Source organism: Salinibacterium sp. AL4.1 (assembly GCF_059767305.1).
Window position 1 is genome coordinate 80,082 of the sequence record NZ_JBSOQK010000001.1, and the last position, 23,450, is coordinate 103,531.

A 23,450-nucleotide genomic window follows, 5' to 3' on the forward strand; every position below is an offset into this window, starting at 1 on the left:
TAGAACCTAGGCGGCGAACCCGGCAGGGCTAGAGAGCAGTTGCCTCGAGAATGAGACGGATGAGCTCTACGACCGGCTCCCGCAGAGCGGTGGTCAGAATGGCAAAGACCAGTATGTTGAGCACGACGGTGCCCCAGAATGCCTGGCGGAACATCAGCTTCTGCGTTTTGTGGCGCAGACGTTGCTGGGCCACGATCGCTCCGGGCCAGCCGCCGAAGAGCCCGAGTCCGAGAAGGGCTCCCTCTGACACTCGCCACTGTCGTGTCTGCGCGGCCTTCTTATCGCTAGCGTACGAGCCGTAAGTGATGATGCTCATCACCAGATACAGCGCGGCGAAGATCCACGGTAGAGCACCGATTGCCGTCACGATGCTGATGGCAATGACGAAGGTCGCGAAGACGACGTAGCTCATGGTGCCGGGTTTGCGTCGCTTGACGCGAAGCGCGCGGCCCGAGGCTGAAAGATAGCGGATGTTGCGGGCGCGAACCTTGCCTTCCCGCGTGCGTTCGATGGCAAAGCTGACCCGCTCGCCGGGCGCCGGCCGTGTCTCGCGCGGCGGAAATGCTGAGATGTGCGCGAAAACGCGTTCACTCTGGCCGCCAGCAGCAATTGAGTCAGCGGCCTCGTCAACATCAATGAATCCGAAGCCGCGTTCGTCGTTCCATGAAGCGAGCGCGCCCTCGCGACGTGTGCTTCCGAAACCCATGTACTGAGGGTAACCTGCTGAGCTCCGTGCTCCTGCGTTATGGAGCCCAATTGGGGTACTAGCACCCGCCCGTTTTTGTGCTTATGATTACCGAGACATCGTGGTGATGCCTAGCAATCGTGTCCATTCGGGAGTTCTTCCCTGGACCGTCAGAAAGATCAGATCAAACGGGATGAACATCACCGACTTCGCTGTTAACGCGCTTGGATTCGTGGGCACTGGTTTCTCTTTTCTCATGTGGATGCCGCAGGCCCGCATCACCTGGCAGAGCCGTAACGATGCGGTTCGACTGGCCGGCATCTCGGAGACCACACAGTGGCTCTTGGTCATGGGCTACACCGTGTGGGGGGCTTATGGCGTTCTGAGCGCATCGATGTGGGTGGCGGCTCCGAGTGTGATCGCGATTCCTCTTGCTGCAGCAACGATCGTGGTGATCCGCCGTGGCCGTCGACTGCCGGATGAGGGGCGTTCGTTCCCGATCTTCTCGAGCACGGATGCCGATCCGCTCGTCACGATCAGCGACGGGTTAGTGGCGCTCACTGAGTCGATCCCGATCATTTCGATGCACCACGAGACTCCCGCCGAGGCAGCGGACACTGCGCACACTCCGTCGGATGTGTTGGGGGAGCCTTTGCCTCAGTCGGCCGGTTATGCGGCCACGGGAACGATCCCGATCCTGGCGTAGTGAGCGCCGACTACGCTTCGTCGGGGTTAGCCAATGCGCACGAAACTGCTGATCTCGGCGGCGATTACGTCGCGCACAACAGAGGAGTTGAGGGTGGCTTCACCGTCTCCGGCCTGAACCCCGTAGTCGCCGAAGCTCGCGTGATTGGCACCGTCAATCGGAAAGAACGTGGTCGAGGTCGGCAATAGGTGTGCGGCATTCATGATTTTCTCCGGAGTGCTCAGCAAATCGTTGCTGCCGCTGAGACTGAGAACACGAGTGTCGACCTCCGAGAGATCGTTGGCGCAATAGCTGCCGAAGAGTACGAGGCCGTTCACGTCGGGCTGTTCCGCGTATTGGCAGGCGCGCACGCCGCCGAGCGAGTGGCCGCCAACGAGCCAGGAATCGACATCCGGCACAGCGCTCGTGAACGTGTCGAGCGAGCGTTGATCGAAGAACGCAAGATTCAGGATGGGTTTGGTCACGACCACGGTGAGCCCAGATTCGACGACCGCTCCCGATAGCTTGTAGAGATAGGCATCCGCGCTCACTTTAGCTCCGGGAATGAAGAGCAAGCCTTCGCCGGTGGCGTCCCCGGTGGGGGTGATGATGAACGAGTTCGAGTTCTCGGTGATGTGCACGGCGGGGTTGGTGCGCACGCTGTCGAGCGCGCCCTGCTCGGCCTGCATCACACCGACATTTGCCCAGACAAGCATTCCAACAACTGCGAGAACGATAACGGCAGCCAATGAAATGAAGACGTTGCGGATGGTGCGGCGGGCGCGAGAGCGGGCTGCCGCAGGAGCGGGAGCAGTTGCCTCGGTCGCCTCGGTGGGTTCGCTCGACTCAGTGGGGTCGTTCGCGGCGGAGGGCGACGGTTCGGCAGTGGGCATTGCCCCAGTCTATTGAGTGCGAATGCCCCACCGCGCGGGCGAGCTAGTGCACAGCGACGCGATGCGGCGCTTTCAGGAATATCCGCGACTCGGGAGCGTTGAATAGCAGTGATGACTACACCACTTCGCCTTTCCGTTCTTGATCTCATTCCTGTTCGTAGCAACCAGACGTCTGCCGATGCTCTTGCGGCGACTACCGCGCTCGCTCAGCGCGCTGATGATCTGGGTTTCTCACGATACTGGGTGGCTGAGCACCACAACATGAAGGCCGTGGCGTCGACGAACCCGGCTGTGCTGATTGGCATTTTGGCGGCGCAGACCAAGAACATTCGCCTGGGTTCCGGGGGAGTGATGTTGCCCAACCACGCGCCTCTCGTCGTTGCTGAGCAGTTCGCGATCCTCGAGGCCGCGTTCCCCGGCCGTATCGACCTCGGTATCGGCCGCGCTCCCGGCAGCGACCCTGTGATCACCTCGTACTTGCGGATGACGGGCACGACCAGCGACGTCGATGCCTTCCCGCGCAACGTGGCCGACATCCGCAGCCTCATGAACCCCGAAGGTGCCACGCTGCAGTTGCAGCAGGGGCGCACCTACGAACTCACGGCGACGCCGAATGCGGCATCCGTCGCAGACCTTTGGTTGTTGGGTTCGAGCGACTACTCGGCGCGTTTGGCCGCATCGCAGGGTGTGCCGTATGTCTTCGCTCACCACTTCTCGGGCGAAGGAACAGCCCGCATTCTGGGGCTCTACCGCGACAACTTCGTGCCCTCGGAACAGCTGAAGGCGCCTAAGACATTCTTGACGCTGAACGTGGCTGTCGCCGAGACTGCGGCTGCCGCGCGTGCTGCCGCGTTGCCGCAATTGCAGCAGATGGCGCGCTTGCTCAGCGGCATGCCGCTGGGGCCGTTGGCCACGATCGAGGAGGCCGCTGCTACCGAGCTCGCTGCGCCGCAACAGCAGATGGTGGATGACATGGCTGAGCGCTGGGTCATTGATGAGCCTGTTGCTGCGGCAGCCCGCATCCGCTCGCTCGCAACCCGCTTTGGCGTTGACGAGGTCATGGTCGTGCCCGGTCTCTCGGCACACACCGAGGACGCCGCGAACACGTCACCCGTGCGCGTGCACGCGCTCGAGCTGCTGGCCGAACAACTGCTCGCCTAGCCACCGATCGCGCTGTCCTAGCCAAGTCTCGCGACTACTTGGGGAGAGTGGCGTTGGCCCGTAACCGTAATTCACGCACACCGTTGCGCTCTCGAACCTCAACGTGGGAATGATGCGATGCAACAAATTCGCTGAATGTTTTGAACTTCAATGATGCTTCGTTGAACGACGGGTCAATTCGAAGCATCTGATTCTTGACGCCCGAACTGTTGAGCCACTCTGAATCTTCCTTCTGTTGCACCAGCAGCATCGCCCGCACGAGCATCTTGAACGGCCGCATTCCGCTCGCCGCTGCACCACCCGGTGTCGTGGACGGGCCCTTCGAGGTCGCCGCCGGTTGCTGAGTCCCAGCGCTTTTCGCGGTGACAGCCGTCGTCTTTGTGGGCTGAGTGCTCGTTGGGCTTTTCTGCGTAGCGGCCGATTTGAGGGTCTTCGCTGCAGCAGGTTTGGCGGTCTTCGTTGCGGTGACGGTTGTGTTTTTGGGCGCCGTGTTCGGCTGCGGGGATACCGCGGGAGTTCCAAACTCGACGCCAGGCAGTGAGTCGTAGTCCGCGAACTTATCGCACGATGAAGTGAGGGCGTCACTCGTGCCGCCGGCGACTCCCACACCCACAACGAAGCGCCCTAGCGTTTTGGCTCGCTGGGCGAGTGCCACATAGTCCGAGTCGCCGGCCACGATGACGACGTGAGTGATATCCGGGAGCCTGAACATGTCCTCCATGGCGTCCACCGACAGGCGGATGTCTGCACCGTTCTTCATCAGCGCAGTCAGAGGGAAGAGTTGCACGAGTTCCACCGCCCGATTGATGAACTGCTTTTGGTAGGAAGCATTCACCGGCACCGACCAGTCGGCGTAGGCGCGACTGAAGGCCACTGTTCCGAACGACGAGGCGTAGTCGAGGATAGCTTCGACATCCACCTCGGCTTCGATCAGTTTCGTGCCGACCACGCTGGGCGTTGCGCGATTGGAATTATGAAAGCGGGCCTTGTCCTTCTGAAACTGCCCGTTGCCGTGTTTCTGGTTGTAGCGCGAGATCACGATGTTGTCGAAATCGATGTAGACGGCCACTCGGCCTTCGCTGGGCATAGCCAATTGGTCTCCTCGGGAAAAAAAGTTCTTCTCAGTCTTCTGGTGAGGCTCGCTCAAGACAATCCCCGCATTCGGGGCAATCACTGGGAAGCGACCCTGGCGACATTTTCTCGACTCAACCAGGGCTGCTGAGTTCCACATCGCGCAACATGGAATTAACATTCCATGTGCTTCACTTTTGACACCCCGCTGGATAGAGTCCCTCACATGGAACGCAGTGCCACGTCGTATCATTCACAGGGGCTAGTCAAGGCTCTCAAAGTGCTCAAGGTGCTCGGCGCGCAGGAGAAAGCGCTCAGCCTCGCTGAACTATCAGCCGAGCTCGAACTCCCGAAGTCGACCCTCATCCGGTTGCTTTCGGTGCTCGAGCAGGAGGCTTTCGTCTACCGCGAGGGTGACCCACCGGTGTACGCACTGGGGCACGCAGTGCTCGACATCTCCGAGTCGTACCGTCGAGTCGCGAACACCGCTGACGTCGCCGCACCGTATTTGAAGACTCTCGCTCACGAGACGGGCCTTACCGCCAACCTCGGTGTGCTCGAAGGGCGTTGGGCGCTGCACTTGTGCGTTCAAGAACCAGACCGTCCGTTGCGGTTCCGGTCGCGTGATGGCTCGCTCGACTACACCTACTGCACGGGCATCGGAAAGATGTTGCTCTCAGAGATCCCGGTCGACCAGATCGCCCAGCACCTGCCTGAAGAGCCCTATGCCCGCTTCACGGAGTACACGATCGTGAACCGCGAGCAGATGGATGCGAACCTCGCCACTATTCGGGAACGTGGCTACAGCCTCGATGACCAGGAACGTGACCTCGGCGTCATTTGCCTCGCTGTTTCTATTCCGTTGGGGCTGGACGTTCCGGTCGCGATCAGCGTCTCGGGCCCCGCCGGCGAGCTTGCCCCCGAGCTGCGCGAAGCACTCTCGCAGCGCGTTCACGATGTGGCGGCCGAGCTTGCCGCCGACCCACGATTTGTTGCCGCGTTCCGCGCTGAGCGCGGTGGCCAGCGAAAAGGAGAAAACCATGATCGTTGATGTCCACACCCACAACCACCAGCCCGAACACTGGGGTGACGAGCACAAGAAGAACTGGGAGCCCGCGTACGGTGAGCCGTACCCGCGTATCTCGCCCGCAATGTACGACGCTGCGATGACGAAAGCCGGCGTCGACGTCGCCATCGTCTTCGGCCTTGCTGCCACCCGTGCGGGCGTGCACACTCCGAACCGCTTCGTCGCGGACTACTGCGCCCAGTTGTCAACGCCGACGGTTGCCTTCACTGCGCTCGACCCGCTCGACACCGACTGGCGGGATCAGCTTGACGAGGCTTACGAACTTGGCTTCAAGGGAGTCAAGCTCTACCCAGTTCTGTCGCTCTTCGATCCGCTCGACCCTGCATTCGATGAGTTCTACCGACTCTGCTCTGAACGACGGATGACCATCCTCTGGCACATGGGTGCGACGCCCAGTGCGCAGGGCCGACTCTCGCTCAGCCAACCGCTCGTTGTCGAAGAAGTTGCTCGCCGGCATCCAGATCTCAAGCAGATCATGGCGCACATGGGCCACCCGTGGCAGCGCGACGCCGTCGTCGTTTTGCGCAAGCACGCCAACGTCTACGCCGATGTCTCTGCGAGCTGGCACCGACCGATGGATGGCTTCATGGCTCTCGTCAATGCCCAAGAGTGGGGCGTCGTGAACAAATTGTTCTTCGGCAGTGACTATCCGCTGTGGGAGCCGGCTGACGCCATTGCGCGTTTCCGCTCGCTTGCCGACTTTCGTGCGGGCAACCTGCCCCACGTTCTCGAAGAAACCGTTGAGTCGATCCTTCACCAGGATGCTCTTTCGCTTCTCGAGATCCCCGATCCACGGCTCGCTAGATAGCCCGCCGCCATGACTACCCAACCGATGAAAAAGGAGCAAGATACCGTGCCTAGGACAGCCGCTGCGCTGATCAGCGAAGCCAAAGAATTTATTCCCGGAGGAGTGAATTCGGCAACTCGGAACTTTGGTGCGCCGTATGCCTTCCGCGATTCTCAGGGTGCTTACCTGACGGACTACGACGGTCGCCGCTACGTGGACTATCACGCAGCATTCGGTGCCATCCTGTTGGGGCATTCCGACGAGCGTGTCACCGCCGCCGTCACGCAGAGCTTGAACGGTCTTGACCTCGTAGGTCTGGGCGTGAGCGAACTCGAAGTAGAGGTTGCTCGCATGGTCGCGAAACTCATCCCTTCGGTTGAAAAGTCCGTCACGACAATGAGTGGCACCGAAGCCACGATGCAGGCCGTGCGACTCGCTCGTGGCGTCACTGGCCGCAAGTACCTCCTCAAGTTTCAAGGTTGCTTCCACGGTTGGGGAGATGCCGTTGCTCGCAACGTCGCGTCGCCGGCCGACCGCATCGGAACCGTTGACCCGCTTTCTACCGGAATCCTCGAAGACGCTCTGGGCTCTACGCTTGTCGCTGACTTCAACGACCTCGACTCGGTTCGCGCCCTCTACGAGCGCTACCCGGATCAGATCGCAGCGATCATCCTCGAACCCGTGCCTCATAACGTCGGCGCGCTACTTCCCGACCAGTCCTTCTTAGAAGGTCTGCGAGAGATCACCAAGGCTGAGGGCAGCATCCTGATCTTCGACGAGGTCATCACGGGCTTCCGCCACGCTCCCGGCGGCTACCAAGAGCTCTGCGGAATCACCCCCGACCTCACCAGCTACGGCAAGTCGATGGGTAATGGCTTCGCCGTCGCGGGGCTTGGCGGTCGCGCAGATCTCATGGACAATTTCTCGTCCGCTGGCGGTGGCGTGATGCTCGCCGGTACGTTCAACGGTGGCCCGGTCTCGATGGCCGCAGCAATCGCCACGATGACGGTTGCCAGTGATCCCGAAGTGGGAATGCATGAATACACCGGCCGCCTCGGCGCTCGGATGCGGGACGGGCTTCGCGACATCACCACCGAGCTCGGCATTGCGGCTCACGTGACGGGCCTCGGCAGCGTCTTCATTTGTTACTTCATGGATCGGGAGCCGAAGAGCTACAACGATCTCTTGGAGAACAATGACGTTGCTTACGCCACGTTCCACCGCCGAATGACTGACCGCGGCTTTGTGATGTATCCCATGACGCTCAAGCGCAACCACATTTCGCTCGCGCACACCGAAGCGGACATCGACCTCACGCTCGAGGCCGCCCGCGACGTACTGCAGGAAATGAAGAGCGAAGGAATCTTCGCATGAGTGCGCGCCGGGTTCTTGTCGTCGGAGCGGGGGTGATGGGTCACCGTCAGGCCGTTGCAGTTCGTGCTGTTGGTGACCAGATTGCTGCTGTCGTCGACACGGATCTGGCGCGAGCTAGCGCCGTTGATTCGGGCGCCAGCACCTATACCTCCGTGCAGGAGGCGCTTGCTCAGGAGCACGACCTCGATAGTGCGATCATCGCCACTCCCTCTGCCGGGCACCTTGTGCAATCGACAGAGTTGGTAGCGGCGGGGCTCGACGTTCTCGTGGAAAAACCCCATCGTGTTCCTGGGCAAGATCCTGCACCGCTGCGTGACGCTCTCAGTGCGGGCGGCCGACTCTTCGTCGGAATGTCCACTCGCCACTGGGCCGGCGTTCAGGCCGTGGTTCGTGCCGTCGCCGACGGAGAACTCGGTGAGATTCTGACCTACAACGACCGCATGCAGTTTCACCTCGAAGAGGCCAGCCTGCCCGGGTGGTACTTCAACTCCGCTGTTAGCGGCGGGGGAGTGCTTGTGACGAATGGCGTTCATGCCTTCGATCGGGCACGCGCAATCCTCGGTGGGGAGTTGCAGTTTGAGACCGCAGCCCTGAAGCGCGTGAACCCTAGCCACGAGACCGAAGATCACGCGAGCGTTATCGCTCGCGTCGGGGAATCGACCATTGCATCCATCGAAATGTCGTGGGTGCCGTACGACCCGATTGGCACAGGGCTCATCGTGACGGGCACCAGAGGAACGGCCCGCATTTATATGGATGGCTCGTGGTCGATCTCGGCTATCGGCGTTGAGCGCAGCGGCCCGTCGATAAACATCGATCGGGCACCGTTCATCAGCCAGTGGACGAGTTTTCGCGACGAGGAAGCGGGCTTTGGGCTCGACGATCTCGAACCCACTCTCCAACTAATCGAACAGATTTATCAGGAGGTTCCCGTTGTCTGAAGTATCGCTGCTCATCTACCCTTGGGACGTCATCGCCGACGGCGCTGAACGCGTTGTCGAGACAGTTGCCGAACTCGGTGTCGACCGCCTCGTCATCGCTACCGCCTATCACTCGGCCGAGGTCATCTCTCCTCGCCGCCTCGACCGTGTCTCGACGGTGGCGGAAGCAAACACGAGTCACTTGCCCCTCGGCTTCAACAACTTCAGCGGCTTGGCCGTACCGCCCTCCTCCATCGCGACCGAGCATCCGGATCTCTATCCCTCGCTCAAGCGTGCTGCGGATGCCGCGGGCATTTCGCTCAGCGGCTGGGGAATCGCATTCCACAACACCACGATGGCGACCGAGCATCCCGAAGCAGCAATCAAAAACTGTTTCGGCGACTCTTTCACCCACGGACTGTGCCCAGCAAACCCTGCGGCTCAGCAGTACGCGGTTGAGCTTGTGGCGGAGATCGCCGGCTCGGGACTGTTCGATCGTGTGTTGGTAGAGAGCCTCTCGTACCTGCTGTACAACCACGGTCATCCTCACGAACTGTGGGGCGCCCGCCTCGACCCGACCACGCGCTACCTTCTCTCACTGTGCTTCTGCAGCCACTGCCGAGAACAGGGAACAGCCCGCGGAATCGACGTCGGAGCCCTGCGCCTTCGGGTCTCGAACGAACTTCACCGCACCTGGAACGCCGAAGCACCCGCCGGTCGCGACGCCGATGATGGCGCCGAAATTGCGTCGCTCCACATGATGTGGCCCGATCTCGCGGCCTACACCCGCATGCGTAACGACGTGGTCACTGAGCTCGCCGGCCGGGTTGCTCGCGAGATCCGCGCCAAAGGCGCTGTGCTCGACCTGAGTGCAGCGGTCTGGGGACGCCCCGCTTTCAGCAACTGGATGGAGGGCGTGGATGTCGCAGCAAGTGTTGCTGTCGCCGACTCTTTCGTTCTTGAAAGCTACTATCCGACCGCTGGCGAGGTGGCTCGCGAACTCGACCACACTCTCGCCGCGGCCGCGCTCTCCGATCGTGGAGCAGACTCCCTGGCCTCAGCCATCACTCTCTGGCCCAGCTTCCACCCGACGAAAGACAGCTTTCTCTCGAAGGTGGATGCCATCCGTGGTTCGGGCGTGAGCAAGCTCGCCCTCTACAACTACGGCACGGCAACCGCACCGACACTCTCGTGGATTCGGGATGCCGCCGACATGATGAGGAGCGGATCATGACCTTCAGCCCCACCCTGTTCGATTCTGTGGAAACCCCGGCCTTGCTGATCGATCGCGCGCAGATGATGCGCAACATCAGCATGATGGCGGAGTTCGCGGTGAAGGCGGAGGTTGCTCTTCGTCCTCACTTCAAAACCTCGAAAATGATTGAAGTCGCTCGGCTGCAGTTGCAGGCCGGCGCTGTTGGATTCACCTGCGCAACGATGGCGGAGGCCGAAGCCTTGCTCGCTGCGGGAATTAACGACGTCTTCTGGGCGAACGCTCCGGCTTCTGCTCAGAAGGCTCGCTTTGCCGCCGAGGCCAACCACACTGCGCGCCTAGCGGTCGGAATCGACTCGGTCGAACTCGCTGCAGTGTTGTCTCAGGCTGCAGTGGCGGCCGACTCTACGATCCCGGTCATTCTGGAGATCGACACTGGCCTCGCTCGTACGGGAGTGCTGGCTGCCGCAGCGGACGACGTCGCGGCTGAAATCGCCGCCTTGCCGGGCATCCTGCTCGATGGCGTCTACATGCACGAAGGCCAGCTTGCGAGCCTCAAGGGCACTCGCGACGAGATCGTCGCGGCCGGAACCGGTGCCGCGGCAGCGTTGGTCGCCGTCGCGGAAGCGCTGCGAGCAGCCGGTCACGCCATCTCGGTCGTCTCCGTGGGGTCGACACCCGGCTGGGAATCTGCACCGCGCGTACCTGGTATCACCGAAGCTCGCGCCGGAACCTACGTCTTCTTCGATGCTAATCAGTTTCGACTCGGATCTGCCTTGAGTGCTCAGTGCGCGCTCACTGTGCTCAGCACTGTGGTGAGCGTTCCCGCTGCCGATCGTCGTGTCATTGATGCGGGCATCAAGGCGATGAGTTCCGACCGCTCTAACCGCGGCGACACCCTCGGCCTCGTGACGGCTCCCGAAGGAGCCCTCGCCGACGACATCGTCTTCGAGCGTGCCTACGAAGAGCACGGCATCCTCAACGGAACCGGCATTGACGAACTCGGCTTCGGAAGCCGAGTTCGAATCATCCCCAATCATGCGTGTGGCGTAGTGAACATGTTCAGCCGCGTACACGTGGTCGAAGGCAGTGACGTCGTCGACATCTGGAATCCCGTTGGTAGGCACTAACCAGCCTGCGGGTCACTAGTAACACCCCTGCACCAACCAAGAGAAGTAACAGAAAGGTAGCGCAATGAGTAACAAGTCACCATGGCGTCGGTCGTTGATCGGCCTTGCCGCAGTAAGTTCGCTCGTGCTTACAGGATGCGCTGCTGAGTCATCGAATAACGACGACCCAGCAGCTATCAAGGATGAGGTAGTCGTAGCTCTGGCGGGCGACATTGACAACTTCGATCCTCACACCAATCAGCTCATCATCTTCGAATTTGCGATTCGTGAGCTCGTGTTCTCGTCTCTCGTCGACTACGACGCCGAGCTGAAGCTTCAGCCCGACCTCGCGACGTACGAGGTAAACGAAGACGCAACGGTGTTCACGTTCAGCCTAGCGCCGGATGCCGTATTCCACGACGGAACCTCAGTTGACGCTGATGCTGTCATTGCTTCAATGGAGCGCGCCGGCACAGCAGAAGACTCGATCTGGTCGGGCCGTCTTGCCGACGTCGCCTCGTACGAGGCAACGGATGAGTCGACGGTCGTCATCACGCTCAACAATCCGGATGCCACGTTCCTCGCGGGTCTCGCATCGATCGCGATTGTCGCTCCTTCGAGCTTCGACACGGCGACCTCCGAGCCCGTGGGTTCAGGCCCGTACGAGTTCGAGAGCTGGACGGCCAACACCGAGATCGTGTTGACGAGCTTCGACGACTACTTCGGTGACGTTTCGCCGACGGAAACTCTTCGACTGCAGCCGATCACCGACCAGCAGGTCGCGCTCAACAATCTCTACAGCGGAAGCGTCGACATTCTTGCCAGCGCCTCGGCCGCAACGGTGTCGCAGCTCGACGCCGACCGTGCCGCCCTCGTAGAGCCGGTCGCATCGAACAGCCTCTCGCTGATCGAGTTCAACTCATCGGGAAAGCTTGCTGACCCGATGGTGCGCCAGGCTTTGGCGTACGCCCTCGACAAGGACTCCATTCGGGAAATCGCCTACGGTGGCGGCGGCTCGAGCAGCTGGAGCCCGTTGCCTGAGAGCAGCTGGGCCTACTCCGAGCAGGACGGCTACGAGTACGACCTCGACAAGGCTGCGACAATGCTCGCTGCTGCTGGCGAGTCTGACCTCGAGTTCTCGCTTGAAGTTCCTTCCGGCTTCCCGGAGGCTGAACAGCTCGCTCGTGTCTGGCAGGCATCGCTCGCTGAGATCGGTGTGACCTTGAACGTCAACATCACGGAGATTTCGGTCTGGCTCGACGCTTACGTGAGCCGCGGTTATGACGCCACCTGGAATGTGTTCAACGTAGGAGCGGACCCCCACTCCTTCTTCGACATCATCATGACTCCGCACCTTGCGGACGACTACCAGAACCAGACGGTTTCGGATCTCGTTCTTGACGCTACCCGCGTCTCTGACGAAGCCACTCGCGGTGAGCTTTACGGCGAACTCCAGCAGATTCTCGTAGATGAACTGCCCATCATGATCGTGCAGTCGACCCCGGTTGCTTCGATCGCTGGTCCGGATGTCTCGGGCTACGAGGTCAACCCGCTCGGCTGGGCTCTGCTCTCGCAGGTCACCGTCAGCCAGTAACACCGCGCACGACACAGCACGCAACAACACGAAGGAACGAGGGAGGCAGCATCGTGAAAATCATGCGACGCGCAGGAATAGAGGCGGCAAAGCTCGCCGTGGTCTTGTGGTTCGTCTCGGTGTTCGCCTTCCTCGCTCTTCGGCTCACCCCTGGGGATCCAGCAGTTCTGCTGCTCGGTCCCCAGGCGGGGCGGCCGGATGCGGCGGAAACGCTGGCCCAGCTACGAACAGAAATGGGGCTCGACCAGCCCTGGCCCGTTCAGTACGGCATCTGGCTTGGCGACATCCTGCGCGGAGACTTTGGAGTCTCAAGCCGCAGCGGGGTTGCCGTCGTCGAACTCGTAGCGGGCGCTGTTCCGCCAACGTTGTTCCTCATTCTTGGAGCTGTGCTCATTGCCGTACCGCTCTCCATCATCTTCGGAATGGCCGCCGCGTACTTCCGCAACGGAATCGTCGACCGGGCAGTGCGTCTGGTGACGACATTGGCGATCGCGATTCCCGCAGTCTGGCTCGGACTGTTCCTCATCATCATTTTCTCGGTCACGCTCGACATTCTGCCGTCGGGCGGATTCACCAGCCCCTTCGATGACTTCGGAGATTTCTTCATCCAGATGATTCTGCCGGTCACGACGCTGGCGATCTTCCTCGGGGGAGTGCTGACGCGCTTCGTCTATGCCGAAGCATCCGACGTTCTCCGCCAGGATTACATGCGCACGGCGCTGGCCATGGGCATTTCGACACCGCGCCGCGTCTTCGTCTACGCCATGCGTAATGCTGTCACCCCGATGATCACGATCGTGGGAGTACAGATCGGAGCGCTCGTCGGAGGTGCCGTGCTCGTGGAGGCCGTCTTTGGCCTCGGCGGTATCGGCCAACTCCTACTCTCGAGCGTTCTCAACCGTGACTACCAAGTAGTGCAGGGTGCCGTCTTGCTCACCACGATTGTGGTGCTGCTCGTTGGTTACCTCGCAGACCTCGCCTACCGTCTCGTCGACCCGAGGATCACAGAATGACACTCACCGAACCCCGCACGAGCGGAACGCCCCTGTCGCGCACCTTCGCTGCCATCGCCGCCGTCGGCCCCGCGAGACTCTCGCTCATTGTCATCGGCGTAATAGCCCTCTTCATGGCGGTCTGGCCCTCGCTCTTTAGCCCGTACTCGCCATCGGCGATTGACGCGTCGTCCATTCTGTTGTCTCCGAGCTTCGCGCATCCGTTGGGAACGGATGAAGCGGGAGCCGACGTCTGGGCTCGACTGGTCTATTCCACTCAGCTCGAACTTGTCATCGCGGCGGGCAGCGTTCTCGTTGCTCTTGTCATTGGTCTTCCCACCGGCCTCATCGCCGGAAACGCAGGACGGTTTATGGATGGCGCGTTCACGAGTGTTGCTTCGGCGACGCTCGCTTTCCCTCTCGTGCTTTTCGCCATTTTGATGGTCGCGAGCTTCGGCACCACGAGCCTTTCGCTCACGGTCATTATTGGGTTCCTCTTCTTCCCTCGCGTATTTCTCCTGATGCGAGCGCAAACGCGCAGTCTCAAGGAGCGCGAGTTTGTCACAGCGTTGCGGGTCGGGGGAGTGCGACCGACTCAAATCTTGGGCCTCCACGTGCTTCCTAACGCCGCCGGCCCACTGCTGACGCTGATTCCCACGCTCATGGCGGAAGCCATCCTGATCGAGGCGGGCCTGAGCTACCTCGGTTTGGGCGTCGATTTGCCCGCCTCCACGTGGGGCACGATCCTCGAGGCTTCGAAGAACTACTACGTCACATCACCCTGGTATGCGATTTCGGCTGGCCTTGTCATCACCTTCGTCGCTGCCGTGCTGATGTTCGCTGGCGAACTTATCGCCGAATCAGCGAACCCCATGAGACGGCGGCGTCGCTCATGACCCGCGTCACGTTGCTGCGCGGGGGTCGCGTTGCCGACGGAACCGGCGCTCCACTTCTCGACGCCGACATACTGATCGCCGACGGAAAGATCGCCGGCATCGGCAACTTCCCTGAGAGCGATGCCGACGTGGTTGTCGACTGCGCTGGCCTGATCGTGGCACCAGGATTCATCGACATCCACACGCACTCCGATCTCACCCGCTTTGCGTACCCGGAATGTGAATCACGCGTGCTGCAGGGCATCACCACCGAAGTGATTGGCAATTGCGGTTTGAGCCCGGCACCGATTCGCGGCAACCCCGACGACGTTCGCGCGATTATCGGGCCCGTGGACATCGTCGCTGATGTCGAGGTGAGCTGGAACTCGGTGGGTGAATACTTTGCCGCGCTCGATTCCACTCCGGCGGCGACAAACGTGGCACCGCTCGTGGGGCACGGAACTATCGTGCTCGCCGCTCAAACCAGAGTTGGGGTCGACCCTCACCACGATGACGATCGCCGCGCGGCCATGGTCGCCGAGCTGCAGGAGGCGCTAGCAGCGGGCGCGTGGGGCTTGAGCTTGGGGCTCATGTATTCGCCGGGCGAACTCAGCCCGGTCGACGAGCTGACCGAGCTCGCGCGTTCAGTTGCGCAACACAATGCTCTGCTCAGTATGCACATGCGCGCCTACGACGGCGATGGACTGGCGGATGCGGTGGCTGAGGCCCTGCAGATTGCTGAGACCGCGGGTGCTCGCCTGCAAATTTCGCACTTTCGCTCGATCCGTGACGACGACGGCAGCGCGCTCGACGCCGCGATCGCCCTCGTCGAAGACGCGAACGGTGATGTGCAGGCCGATGCGTACCCATATCTCGCCGGTCACACGACGATGCTTCAGCTCTTGCCGACCGAGCTGCGAGCACTTCCCGTGGCTGAGATCGCCCAACGCATTGCGGATGCTCCGGCCGCCGTTGCCGAGATGCTTGAGTCGGCGGCCGGGTTTCCGCCGGAGGCCATTACGGTGGCTAAGGCCTCAGCAAATCCGCTCGCGGTGAGCAGGACTCTCGCAGAATTGGTGGCTGAATCAGACCACGAGTCGTGGGGTCCTTTGGCCGTGGAACTCCTCCACGCGAACGAGCTCAACGTTGACGTGATCATCGTCGGCACGCGGCCCGTCGACGCTCTCCGGGTGTTGCAGCATCCGCTCGTTTCTGTGGCATCGGATGGGCTCGCCCTCAGCCTCACGCACGAGGCCAATCTGCCTCATCCGCGGTCGATCGGTACCTTCCCACGTTCGTTCGACGAACTCTCGCGTGCGGGCATGACCACGGTGGAGATCGTGCACAAGATGACGGCGAAGCCGGCCGCTCGACTGGGCTTCACCGACCGCGGCGTGCTCGCTGTAGGCGCGTGCGCTGACGTCACGGTCTTCGACGCGTCCACGGTCGCGGACCGGGCAACCTACGCATCCCCACTTGAAACACCGCAGGGAATCGTCCACGTTTTTGTGAACGGCGTCCGGGTAGTGCGCGACGGCCGTCACACCCACGAATTGCCTGGCCACGTCTTAAGAAGGAGAACAGCATGACCCCTTCACCGTTACTAGAAATTGCAGACCTCACGGTTCGCTATGGCACGGGCAACGCTAAGCCCGCCGTCGATAAGGTCTCGCTGTCCCTCGCCGCCGGCGAGACGGTCGGCCTTGTGGGCGAATCAGGGTCAGGCAAGTCGACCGTCGCGCGCGCCGTGCTCGGATTGATGCCTTTCGAGGGAACCATCACCTACCAAGGTGAGAATCTCGCTGAAGTGACGCCGACCCGCATGCGCGCTATCCGCAGCGACCTGCAGATGATCTTCCAAGACCCGTACGCCACCCTTGATCCGCGGATGACGGTCGGTCGGCAAATCGCGGAGCCCATGCTGGTGCACAAGATTGTGCCGCGCTCCGGTGCCGCCGCCCGCGTGGGCGAGCTGCTCGAGCAGGTAGGGCTGTCGGCACAGATGGCGGGCCGGTACCCACACGAGTTTTCCGGTGGCCAACGCCAGCGCATCGCGATTGCACGAGCGCTTGGTGTTAGCCCGTCGCTGATTGTCTGCGACGAACCGACCAGCGCGCTCGATGTGTCGGTGCAAGCCCAAGTGCTCGAACTGCTTCAAGAGCTCCAGCGCACACAAGGAATCGCCTACCTGTTCATCGCCCACAACTTGGGCGTCGTGCGGGCCATGTCGCACCGCGTCGCTGTGATGTACCTGGGGGAGATCGTGGAGTACGGAACTTCTGACGAGGTCTTCGGTAACCCGCAACATCCCTACACTCGTGCCCTAATCGAAGCGGTTCTTGAGCCCGATCCTGCATCGCGGCATCGTCCGCTGTCGATCGACCCCGATCTCACTAGCCCGATCAACGTGACGAGGAGCCGCGCATGAGCGACCAAGCACTCTTAGAAATCCGGGATCTTTCGGTACGGTTTTCGGCATCCGCCCCGCCCGCGGTGCGCGGTGTTTCTATCCGCGTCGAGGCGGGCACTCGCGTAGGAATCATTGGCGAATCGGGCTCCGGTAAGTCGGTCACCGCGATGTCGGTCTTACGTCTGAATGACGAGCGAATCGCGCACTATGGCGAGGAATCATCCATCACTCTCGATGGTCGGGAACTTCTCAAAGCGCCGCTCTCGGCAATCCAGGGCGTCCGTGGTGCGCAGGCCTCGATGATCTTTCAAGACCCGATGTCGGTGCTCAACCCGGTGTTTCGAGTAGGGCATCAGGTGCGCGACGTTCTGGTGGCGCACCGCCCCGAGCTGCGAAAGACCGCCAAGGCTCTCGTTATCGAGAGTCTGGATGCGGTCGGTATCCGTAACCCCGCCGCGGTTTACCGTCAGTACCCTCACGAGCTCAGCGGCGGAATGCGTCAACGCGTCATGATCGCGATGGCGATCGCATCGTCACCACGACTGCTGATTGCGGACGAAGCGACGAGTGCGCTCGACGTGACCGTGCAAGCTGCCGTGCTTGAGACCATCGGTGCTCTCGCCGACGATCGTGGAATGGCGGTGCTCATGATTACTCACGACATGGGCGTTGTCGCGCGTTTCTGCGACTACGTCTACGTGATGTATCACGGTGAAGTTGTCGAATCAGGCGCGGCCGCCGACATCCTTACCTCACCTCAGCACGACTACACGAAAAAACTTCTTGCGTCAGTTCCTCGCCTTCACGGCGATCAGCCCCGCACGGCCTAGTGCGGGCACCCCAACCAACCCCAAAGAAAGGCATCAATGTTCCACGCAATCACCACTCCAGACGCTCCTCAGCCCGCCGGCACCTACAGCTCTGCCGTCGTCGCAGGTTCGCTCGTGTTCCTTGCCGGTCAGGGCCCGTTCGACAAAGACAGCAACCGCGTCGGCGAGACCTTCGCTGAGCAGGTCCGCCAGACCTTCCGCAACCTCGAGACCGTTGCTCAGGCTGCCGGCACGAGCCTTGAGAACACCGTGCGCTATGGCGTCTACCTCAAGACGCTCGATGACTTCGCTGAGTTCAACGAGATCGCGGCAGAGTACCTCACGGCACCGCTCCCGGCGCGCACGACGATTCAGGCCAACCTTCGTGGCTTCGACGTCGAGCTCGACGCGATCGTCGCGCTTCCCGCGAAGTAGCAATGCGTCTCGCAGTCATTGACGGGCGAGCGTCGCTCCTCGTCGACGGCACCGTCGTCGATATCGAGCGTGCGAGTGCTGGTCGATTCTCGGCCACGGTCGACGAGCTCTACCCGGACTGGGCAGCGTTTCAGGCGTGGGCGGCGGATGTCGAAGCAAGCGACCGTAGCGAGTCCGCGCTTGAACCCGCTCAGTGGGGTGCGCTCGCGCACGCCCCGCAGCAGATCTTTGCGGTCGGGCTTAACTACGTTGATCACGCTGCGGAGTCCGGTTTTAACGTCCCGGAACATCCGATGGTCTTCACGAAGTTTGCGTCGTCGATCTCGGGTCCGTTCGAACCGCTCGTATTGCCGACCGACAGTGTCGATTGGGAAGTTGAGCTGGTTGCTGTCGTGGGCGCTGGCGGTCGCAACATCGCCGAAGCAGACGGGCTCGCGGCTATCGCAGGCTTCTGCATCGGCCAAGACTATTCGGCGCGCGACGTGCAGATGCGAGGAGTGCCACCGCAGTTCTCGCTCGGTAAGTCGTTCGCGGGGTTCGCACCGCTCGGGCCAGTCTTCGTCGACACGGAGAGCTTTCTGAAGCAGTCAGAAATCACTCTCGAATGTTGGATTGACGATGCTCTCGTGCAGAGCGCACCGATGAACGACATGGTTTTTTCGGTATCGCGACTCGTCAGTGAACTCTCGGCCATTGTTGAGTTGCGCCCCGGCGACGTGATCTTTACCGGCACACCGACGGGCGTCGGCTTCGGCCAGAACCCGCCTCGCTATTTGCGCGCGGGCGAAGTTGTGCGCAGTGCAATTACCGGGTTGGGAACGATGTCTCAGGAGTGCGTGGCTCCGTAGCTCGCGTTCCTTGCTTCTGTGACGAAGGCGCGTCTCTCGTGGGGAGAGGCGCGCCTTCTGTTCCGTCATCGCTACGATTGAGGAGACGCCGCAAGATTAAGGAATGCCCGTGACGTATAGCGCTATTCGAGTTCGCGAGACTCCCGGAAAGCCCGGATCTGGCCGTATTGGTGTCGCCGCCATTGTCTTCGGTATTGCGGTGGCGGGCTGGGTCTCGTTCGGTCGTCATCTCTTTGGCCTCGGCGGCGATCTCACCGTCATTTACGCCGCGACGCTCGGCATTGCGTTCGCTATCCTTCTGGTGCTCGTCGGTCGTGCCATGCGCCGCACCGATCTGCGTGGTTTTAGCACTCGCCCCATCACGCACGCGATGCTGATTTCCTCCGGCATTTGTGCATTCTTGTTGGGCCTCACCATCCCCGATGTCACCCCAGAGGGACTGCAAACGATCGTGAGCGGGCCGAACGAACCTGCCCTCGGTATTGCCATCGGCATCGCGAACCCGCTGGGAGTCATCGGAATAGCGACCGGCATCATCGCGCTGGTGCTCGCAGTCAAGGAATCCCGCGGCCGCATCACGCTCGTCGAGAGCTGGGATGACGACGAGGCTGCTGAAGCGACGCAGCCGGTTGGGTCGGCTCTGCCTTCCGATGCAGCTAACACCGCTGCGGCTTCCGCGAGCCCTGGTGTGTAGCTAGCGGCGCCAGAGCCTGTAGTTAGCGGTGCCCGAGCTGCGACTGCGAGCTCAACTCGTGCCAGCCGCGGTCGTGGTAGACAAGCGGTGGGCCAGCATCCGTCTCGGTTCCCACATGAGACTCCTGCGCGAGAACCAGAATCAACGACGCTGACGCCGTGTCGAGTTGATCGATGCGTTGGCCGACGATGCGCACGGGGGCGCTCGGAAAGTACGGTTCTCCGCTCGGTAGGCGCGACCACAGTGAACGGTCGGCGAAACGGTCGACGCCGCTGGTCGCGCACAGCTGGGCAATCGGCAATTGTTCGCTGCCGAGAAAGTGCACGACGTAGGAGTTCGCATTTCGAATCCCCGTGGCGGTGGATGCTTGATGGCCAATGGAAAATGCAAATAGCGGGGGATTCGCGCTCACCGACACGATCGACGTCACGGTGAGGGCCACAGGGCCGACTGCGGAGTCCGCCGTCACCACCGCTACTCCACCCGGATACCGGCGAAACGCAGCCGCGAATTCGGCTGCGCTCAGCCCGGTGGCGGGCAGGGCATCGTCGTCGGTGCGCTCGGTGCGGTCGGCCGTGAGCGAAGCGGTGGGGGTTGTCGTGTGCATTCGTCCATCCAATGGTTCGGGGGATGCGGACTAGCGTGCACTCCCTCGTGCCACGAAGCGAGAATATGTCGCTATGTGTCCGACTATTGCGCCTTTGTTTCGCTGCTAGGTGCGCAATATCGAGTCCGGGCGCACGATGAGGGCATGCCTAGACAAATCCGTTTCAATGCCTTCGACATGAACTGCGTCGCTCACCAGTCTTCGGGAATGTGGCGCCACCCTGACGACCAGTCGTGGCGCTACAAAGACCTCGACTACTGGACCGAGCTTGCGCGGCTGCTCGAAAAAGGAACCTTCGACGGCATCTTCATTGCGGATGTCCTCGGCACCTATGACGTCTACGCCGGCTCGAACGAGGCTGCGATTCGCCACGGTGCTCAGGTTCCCGTGAATGATCCGCTGTTGCTCGTGTCGGCGATGGCGCATGTCACCGAGAACTTGGGATTCGGTATTACCGCGGGAACCGCGTACGAGCATCCGTATCCCTTTGCGCGACGCATGTCGACGCTCGATCACCTCACGAAGGGCCGAATCGGCTGGAACGTCGTGACGGGGTACTTGCCATCAGCCGCGCGCAACATGGGTAACGACGATCAGCTCGAGCACGACGACCGCTACGACCATGCCGACGAGTATCTCGAGGTGCTCTACAAGTTGTGGGAGGGCTCGTGGGAAGATGACGCGGTGATCCGCGACCGAGAATCGGGTGTCTTCACTGACCCCAGCAAGGTTCACGACATCGAACACAGCGGCAAGCACTTCTCGGTGCCCGGCATCCATCTGGCGGAGCCTTCGGTGCAGCGCACGCCGGTGATTTATCAAGCCGGGGCATCGCCACGAGGGATCCAGTTCGCCGCGGGCAACGCCGAGGCAATTTTCGTCGCCGCTTCGACCAAAGCGGGTCTCAAGGAAACAGTGGGTCGCATCAGGGATGCTCTCGAAGAAGCAGGCCGCGACCGCTACTCGGCCCGCATCTACACCTTGCTGACGATCATTACCGATGAGACCTCTGAGAAGGCCCACGCCAAATATGCCGACTATCTGAGCTACGCGAGCGAAGAAGGAGCACTCGTCTTCATGTCGGGCTGGATGGGAATCGACCTCTCGCAGTACGACCTCGACGAGCCGATCGGCAATGTGAAGAGCAACGCGATCCAGTCGACGGTCGCGAATTTTCAGAAGGCGAACAGCGACGGCAGCGAATGGAAAGTGCGAGATATCGCACGCCTGGGAGCCATTGGGGGCCTTGGCCCGTTCATCATTGGCTCAGGCGAGGAGATTGCGGATGAGTTGGAGTCGTGGGTGGCGGAGACCGACGTTGACGGCTTCAATCTCGCGTACGCGATCACGCCGGGCACGTTCGAAGACGTGGTCGAGCATGTCATCCCGGTGCTGCGGGCTCGTGGTTCATACCCCGAGGAGTATGTAGAGGGAACGCTGCGTCAGAAGTTGCATGGCCGGGGCGATCGCTTGCCTGCGGAACACGCTGGCGCGAGCTACCGGCGCCAGCCAGCCTCAGCGCCCTGACCTGCTTAGAGTTCGACCGAGTACTTGAAACCGATGTGGGAGGCTTCGAAGCCCAGCTTGGTGTAGAAACGGTGCGCGTCGGTGCGTGCCTCGTCTGAGGTGAGTTGGATGAGGGACGCACCGAGCGTGGGCGCTGCGGTGTCGATAACCCAGCGCATCATCGCGCCGCCGATCCCGCTCGAACGCTGACTCGCTGCAACGCGTACGGCTTCGACTTGGAGGCGGTGCGAGCCCCGACGCGCCATTCCGGGAATGGCAGTGAGTTGCATTGTGGCGACGACATCGCCCGATGCCGCGACGACAACGAGCAGCGCGTTTGCGGGAGTAGTGGCGATCGCATGAAAGGCTTTTTCGTAGGCCGGGCGGTCTTCGGGGCGAGCAGTGTCTCCACGCAGTGCGCTGACGGGGTCGTCGGCGAGCAGTTGCAGGATCGTGTCGATGTCTCCGAGTTCGGAGTAGCGAAGAGTCATTTCGCCGTCGCGGGTCTGCAGGGTGGTCGGAACTGTCACTTTAGAGAACACTCCTACGACGTTAGCAGCGCTGGCGCGGTGTCTCGGTCGCAGCCGCCGTGTTGGAGAAAGAGCACGGCCCGAGCGCTCACCGTGGTGAGGGCCCGGGCCGTTGCCGTTCTCGGGGGAGAAGCTGCTAGAAGTTCATGATCTGGTAGCCGTCGACAACGAGCTTGCGAACGCTGGCTTCGCCGCCGTTGTCGGAGAGCAGCGGGAAGCCGCCGTCACGGATGGGCTCGAAGACCTTGTGCGACTTGGCGCAGAATTCGCAGGCGCCGATGATCGTGTCGCCGAGGGCCGTGATGAGGCCGTTCATGGGGTGGCCAGCATCAGCGATCTTGGCGAGGGTCTCTACGCCGGAGCCGTCGAACATGACGATGACGTCGTCGCCGGCCGCCTTGAATTCGAGGGCGGTCTTGAGGCCACGGTAAACGCGAGCGTTGTTGTTCTCGAGGGTTTCGAGGATGACTACGGCGATCTTGAGGTCTGACATTGAAAACTCCTTGTGTCGGCCATCCAGCGTTTCTAGACGGATCCGTCTAGAAAATATAGACGGGTTCGTCTAGAATTGCAATATGGCTCCAGAAACCCCGCAAATCCGCGTCACTTCGCGCATGAAACTCCTCGCCACCGCGGCAGACCTCTTCTACGCGCACGGAATCAACGCCACTGGAATCGACACGGTGATCGCCAAGGCCGGGGTGGCAAAGGGCAGCATGTACCACCACTTCCCGAGCAAAGAAGCGCTGATCGCTGCGTACCTCGATGAGGAGGCCGACGCGTGGCTCGATCGAGTAACTGAACTTGATGATGTGGATGCCCCGCCAGGAGTTCGTGTCGAGAGTCTGTTTTTGGCCGTGGCTGATCAAATCGATGGCGGGACCTTCTATGGTTGCCCCTTCACGAACGCCGCGATCGAATGCCCCGATATGGCTGACGTGCAGGCCGCGATAGCCCGGTATCGGCGCGTTCTTCGGGCTCATGTGAAAGAGATTGTCGGTCCGGATGCGACCGATGCGCTCGTGTCGCGTCTCATCGTGCTTTATGACGGTGCCCTCACGACGGCAAAGCTCACTCGAGACTCCGCCCAGGTGCGAGAGGTTGCGCAGTTCGCCCGCGAGGTCGCAACGGTCTAACGCCACTCGCGCGTCGGCTTGCAGTCGAT

The 23,450-nt window shown here is 61.5% G+C and carries 25 protein-coding genes; 19 read left to right on the top strand and 6 right to left on the bottom strand.

Annotated elements, in window-relative coordinates; genetic code table 11:
* Nucleotides 1–28 precede the first annotated feature (28 nt).
* Nucleotides 29–706, bottom strand: coding sequence for a DUF1294 domain-containing protein (locus ACWTV3_RS00430; RefSeq protein ID WP_498476352.1), 678 nt, complete (start codon nt 704–706; stop codon nt 29–31).
* A gap of 172 nt (nt 707–878) precedes the next feature.
* On the opposite strand from ACWTV3_RS00430, the gene ACWTV3_RS00435 reads away from it, so the two are divergent.
* Nucleotides 879–1,391, top strand: a complete 513-nt coding sequence (locus ACWTV3_RS00435; RefSeq protein ID WP_498476353.1) for a hypothetical protein — start codon at nt 879–881, stop codon at nt 1,389–1,391.
* Between the two features lie 26 nt (nt 1,392–1,417).
* Here the strand turns inward: ACWTV3_RS00435 and ACWTV3_RS00440 are convergent, their stop codons facing one another.
* Nucleotides 1,418–2,263, bottom strand: a complete 846-nt coding sequence (locus ACWTV3_RS00440) for an alpha/beta hydrolase (RefSeq protein ID WP_498476354.1) — start codon at nt 2,261–2,263, stop codon at nt 1,418–1,420.
* A gap of 111 nt (nt 2,264–2,374) precedes the next feature.
* Here ACWTV3_RS00440 and ACWTV3_RS00445 point away from each other — a divergent pair, with 111 nt between their 5' ends.
* The gene (locus ACWTV3_RS00445; protein WP_498476355.1) at nt 2,375–3,424 is read left to right on the top strand and encodes an MsnO8 family LLM class oxidoreductase; all 1,050 of its coding nucleotides are present in this window, start codon (nt 2,375–2,377) and stop codon (nt 3,422–3,424) included.
* Between the two features lie 34 nt (nt 3,425–3,458).
* Here the strand turns inward: ACWTV3_RS00445 and ACWTV3_RS00450 are convergent, their stop codons facing one another.
* Nucleotides 3,459–4,511, bottom strand: a complete 1,053-nt coding sequence (locus ACWTV3_RS00450; protein WP_498477919.1) for an NYN domain-containing protein — start codon at nt 4,509–4,511, stop codon at nt 3,459–3,461.
* 210 nt (nt 4,512–4,721) lie between these two features.
* On the opposite strand from ACWTV3_RS00450, the gene ACWTV3_RS00455 reads away from it, so the two are divergent.
* From ACWTV3_RS00455 to ACWTV3_RS00525, 15 genes are all read left to right on the top strand, one after another.
* A complete protein-coding gene (locus tag ACWTV3_RS00455; RefSeq protein WP_498476356.1) occupies nt 4,722–5,546 on the top strand; it encodes an IclR family transcriptional regulator in 825 nt (274 codons plus the stop codon).
* A complete protein-coding gene (locus ACWTV3_RS00460) occupies nt 5,536–6,390 on the top strand; it encodes an amidohydrolase family protein (protein ID WP_498476357.1) in 855 nt (284 codons plus the stop codon). Before ACWTV3_RS00455 ends, ACWTV3_RS00460 begins: the two co-directional genes overlap by 11 nt.
* Before the next feature lie 9 nt (nt 6,391–6,399).
* Nucleotides 6,400–7,743, top strand: coding sequence for an aspartate aminotransferase family protein (locus ACWTV3_RS00465; protein ID WP_498476358.1), 1,344 nt, complete (start codon nt 6,400–6,402; stop codon nt 7,741–7,743).
* A complete protein-coding gene (locus ACWTV3_RS00470; protein ID WP_498476359.1) occupies nt 7,740–8,684 on the top strand; it encodes a Gfo/Idh/MocA family protein in 945 nt (314 codons plus the stop codon). The genes ACWTV3_RS00465 and ACWTV3_RS00470 overlap by 4 nt, the downstream gene beginning before the upstream one ends.
* Nucleotides 8,677–9,897 carry a hypothetical protein gene (locus ACWTV3_RS00475; RefSeq protein WP_498476360.1) on the top strand — a complete coding sequence of 407 codons (1,221 nt, stop codon included), beginning with the start codon at nt 8,677–8,679 and terminating at the stop codon, nt 9,895–9,897. Before ACWTV3_RS00470 ends, ACWTV3_RS00475 begins: the two co-directional genes overlap by 8 nt.
* Nucleotides 9,894–11,006 carry an alanine racemase gene (locus ACWTV3_RS00480; protein WP_498476361.1) on the top strand — a complete coding sequence of 371 codons (1,113 nt, stop codon included), beginning with the start codon at nt 9,894–9,896 and terminating at the stop codon, nt 11,004–11,006. The genes ACWTV3_RS00475 and ACWTV3_RS00480 overlap by 4 nt, the downstream gene beginning before the upstream one ends.
* A gap of 64 nt (nt 11,007–11,070) precedes the next feature.
* Nucleotides 11,071–12,579 (top strand): ABC transporter substrate-binding protein, encoded by a 1,509-nt coding sequence (locus tag ACWTV3_RS00485; RefSeq protein WP_498476362.1) that lies wholly within the window; start codon nt 11,071–11,073, stop codon nt 12,577–12,579.
* 62 nt (nt 12,580–12,641) lie between these two features.
* Entirely contained in the window at nt 12,642–13,592 is a 951-nt protein-coding gene (locus ACWTV3_RS00490; RefSeq protein WP_498477920.1) for an ABC transporter permease, read from the top strand.
* Entirely contained in the window at nt 13,589–14,467 is an 879-nt protein-coding gene (locus ACWTV3_RS00495; RefSeq protein WP_498476363.1) for an ABC transporter permease, read from the top strand. Before ACWTV3_RS00490 ends, ACWTV3_RS00495 begins: the two co-directional genes overlap by 4 nt.
* On the top strand, nt 14,464–16,035 hold the full coding sequence (locus ACWTV3_RS00500; RefSeq protein WP_498476364.1) for an N-acyl-D-amino-acid deacylase family protein: 1,572 nt from the start codon (nt 14,464–14,466) through the stop codon (nt 16,033–16,035). Before ACWTV3_RS00495 ends, ACWTV3_RS00500 begins: the two co-directional genes overlap by 4 nt.
* Nucleotides 16,032–16,874, top strand: a complete 843-nt coding sequence (locus tag ACWTV3_RS00505) for an ATP-binding cassette domain-containing protein (RefSeq protein ID WP_498476365.1) — start codon at nt 16,032–16,034, stop codon at nt 16,872–16,874. Before ACWTV3_RS00500 ends, ACWTV3_RS00505 begins: the two co-directional genes overlap by 4 nt.
* Nucleotides 16,871–17,686, top strand: a complete 816-nt coding sequence (locus ACWTV3_RS00510; RefSeq protein WP_100389124.1) for an ABC transporter ATP-binding protein — start codon at nt 16,871–16,873, stop codon at nt 17,684–17,686. The genes ACWTV3_RS00505 and ACWTV3_RS00510 overlap by 4 nt, the downstream gene beginning before the upstream one ends.
* Nucleotides 17,687–17,722: 36 nt before the next feature.
* Nucleotides 17,723–18,100, top strand: a complete 378-nt coding sequence (locus ACWTV3_RS00515) for a RidA family protein (protein ID WP_498476366.1) — start codon at nt 17,723–17,725, stop codon at nt 18,098–18,100.
* Between the two features lie 2 nt (nt 18,101–18,102).
* The gene (locus ACWTV3_RS00520; RefSeq protein ID WP_498476367.1) at nt 18,103–18,948 is read left to right on the top strand and encodes a fumarylacetoacetate hydrolase family protein; all 846 of its coding nucleotides are present in this window, start codon (nt 18,103–18,105) and stop codon (nt 18,946–18,948) included.
* A gap of 109 nt (nt 18,949–19,057) precedes the next feature.
* Entirely contained in the window at nt 19,058–19,642 is a 585-nt protein-coding gene (locus ACWTV3_RS00525) for a hypothetical protein (protein ID WP_498476368.1), read from the top strand.
* Nucleotides 19,643–19,664: 22 nt separating this feature from the next.
* Here the strand turns inward: ACWTV3_RS00525 and ACWTV3_RS00530 are convergent, their stop codons facing one another.
* Nucleotides 19,665–20,249: a flavin reductase family protein gene (locus ACWTV3_RS00530; RefSeq protein WP_498476369.1), complete on the bottom strand. Its 585-nt coding sequence runs from the start codon at nt 20,247–20,249 to the stop codon at nt 19,665–19,667.
* A 144-nt stretch (nt 20,250–20,393) separates the two neighbouring features.
* Between ACWTV3_RS00530 and ACWTV3_RS00535 the strand changes: the two genes are divergently transcribed.
* Nucleotides 20,394–21,776 carry an LLM class flavin-dependent oxidoreductase gene (locus tag ACWTV3_RS00535; protein WP_498476370.1) on the top strand — a complete coding sequence of 461 codons (1,383 nt, stop codon included), beginning with the start codon at nt 20,394–20,396 and terminating at the stop codon, nt 21,774–21,776.
* Between the two features lie 5 nt (nt 21,777–21,781).
* Here ACWTV3_RS00535 and ACWTV3_RS00540 read toward each other — a convergent pair whose 3' ends face one another.
* The gene (locus ACWTV3_RS00540; protein WP_498477921.1) at nt 21,782–22,246 is read right to left on the bottom strand and encodes a GNAT family N-acetyltransferase; all 465 of its coding nucleotides are present in this window, start codon (nt 22,244–22,246) and stop codon (nt 21,782–21,784) included.
* A 175-nt stretch (nt 22,247–22,421) separates the two neighbouring features.
* A complete protein-coding gene (locus ACWTV3_RS00545; RefSeq protein ID WP_341620083.1) occupies nt 22,422–22,778 on the bottom strand; it encodes a sulfur reduction protein DsrE in 357 nt (118 codons plus the stop codon).
* Between the two features lie 82 nt (nt 22,779–22,860).
* Here ACWTV3_RS00545 and ACWTV3_RS00550 point away from each other — a divergent pair, with 82 nt between their 5' ends.
* The gene (locus ACWTV3_RS00550) at nt 22,861–23,421 is read left to right on the top strand and encodes a TetR/AcrR family transcriptional regulator (protein ID WP_498476371.1); all 561 of its coding nucleotides are present in this window, start codon (nt 22,861–22,863) and stop codon (nt 23,419–23,421) included.
* Nucleotides 23,422–23,450: the final 29 nt, after the last annotated feature.

What these genes read in the sequence shown, in the direction of transcription:
- ACWTV3_RS00430 (WP_498476352.1), bottom strand. Translation starts at nt 706, where the DNA reads ATGGGTTTCGGAAGCACACGTCGCGAGGGCGCGCTCGCTTCATGGAAC.
- ACWTV3_RS00435 (WP_498476353.1), top strand. Translation starts at nt 879, where the DNA reads ATGAACATCACCGACTTCGCTGTTAACGCGCTTGGATTCGTGGGCACT.
- ACWTV3_RS00440 (WP_498476354.1), bottom strand. Translation starts at nt 2,263, where the DNA reads ATGCCCACTGCCGAACCGTCGCCCTCCGCCGCGAACGACCCCACTGAG.
- ACWTV3_RS00445 (WP_498476355.1), top strand. Translation starts at nt 2,375, where the DNA reads ATGACTACACCACTTCGCCTTTCCGTTCTTGATCTCATTCCTGTTCGT.
- ACWTV3_RS00450 (WP_498477919.1), bottom strand. Translation starts at nt 4,511, where the DNA reads ATGCCCAGCGAAGGCCGAGTGGCCGTCTACATCGATTTCGACAACATC.
- ACWTV3_RS00455 (WP_498476356.1), top strand. Translation starts at nt 4,722, where the DNA reads ATGGAACGCAGTGCCACGTCGTATCATTCACAGGGGCTAGTCAAGGCT.
- ACWTV3_RS00460 (WP_498476357.1), top strand. Translation starts at nt 5,536, where the DNA reads ATGATCGTTGATGTCCACACCCACAACCACCAGCCCGAACACTGGGGT.
- ACWTV3_RS00465 (WP_498476358.1), top strand. Translation starts at nt 6,400, where the DNA reads ATGACTACCCAACCGATGAAAAAGGAGCAAGATACCGTGCCTAGGACA.
- ACWTV3_RS00470 (WP_498476359.1), top strand. Translation starts at nt 7,740, where the DNA reads ATGAGTGCGCGCCGGGTTCTTGTCGTCGGAGCGGGGGTGATGGGTCAC.
- ACWTV3_RS00480 (WP_498476361.1), top strand. Translation starts at nt 9,894, where the DNA reads ATGACCTTCAGCCCCACCCTGTTCGATTCTGTGGAAACCCCGGCCTTG.
- ACWTV3_RS00485 (WP_498476362.1), top strand. Translation starts at nt 11,071, where the DNA reads ATGAGTAACAAGTCACCATGGCGTCGGTCGTTGATCGGCCTTGCCGCA.
- ACWTV3_RS00490 (WP_498477920.1), top strand. Translation starts at nt 12,642, where the DNA reads ATGCGACGCGCAGGAATAGAGGCGGCAAAGCTCGCCGTGGTCTTGTGG.
- ACWTV3_RS00495 (WP_498476363.1), top strand. Translation starts at nt 13,589, where the DNA reads ATGACACTCACCGAACCCCGCACGAGCGGAACGCCCCTGTCGCGCACC.
- ACWTV3_RS00500 (WP_498476364.1), top strand. Translation starts at nt 14,464, where the DNA reads ATGACCCGCGTCACGTTGCTGCGCGGGGGTCGCGTTGCCGACGGAACC.
- ACWTV3_RS00505 (WP_498476365.1), top strand. Translation starts at nt 16,032, where the DNA reads ATGACCCCTTCACCGTTACTAGAAATTGCAGACCTCACGGTTCGCTAT.
- ACWTV3_RS00510 (WP_100389124.1), top strand. Translation starts at nt 16,871, where the DNA reads ATGAGCGACCAAGCACTCTTAGAAATCCGGGATCTTTCGGTACGGTTT.
- ACWTV3_RS00515 (WP_498476366.1), top strand. Translation starts at nt 17,723, where the DNA reads ATGTTCCACGCAATCACCACTCCAGACGCTCCTCAGCCCGCCGGCACC.
- ACWTV3_RS00520 (WP_498476367.1), top strand. Translation starts at nt 18,103, where the DNA reads ATGCGTCTCGCAGTCATTGACGGGCGAGCGTCGCTCCTCGTCGACGGC.
- ACWTV3_RS00530 (WP_498476369.1), bottom strand. Translation starts at nt 20,249, where the DNA reads ATGCACACGACAACCCCCACCGCTTCGCTCACGGCCGACCGCACCGAG.
- ACWTV3_RS00535 (WP_498476370.1), top strand. Translation starts at nt 20,394, where the DNA reads ATGCCTAGACAAATCCGTTTCAATGCCTTCGACATGAACTGCGTCGCT.
- ACWTV3_RS00540 (WP_498477921.1), bottom strand. Translation starts at nt 22,246, where the DNA reads ATGACTCTTCGCTACTCCGAACTCGGAGACATCGACACGATCCTGCAA.
- ACWTV3_RS00545 (WP_341620083.1), bottom strand. Translation starts at nt 22,778, where the DNA reads ATGTCAGACCTCAAGATCGCCGTAGTCATCCTCGAAACCCTCGAGAAC.
- ACWTV3_RS00550 (WP_498476371.1), top strand. Translation starts at nt 22,861, where the DNA reads ATGGCTCCAGAAACCCCGCAAATCCGCGTCACTTCGCGCATGAAACTC.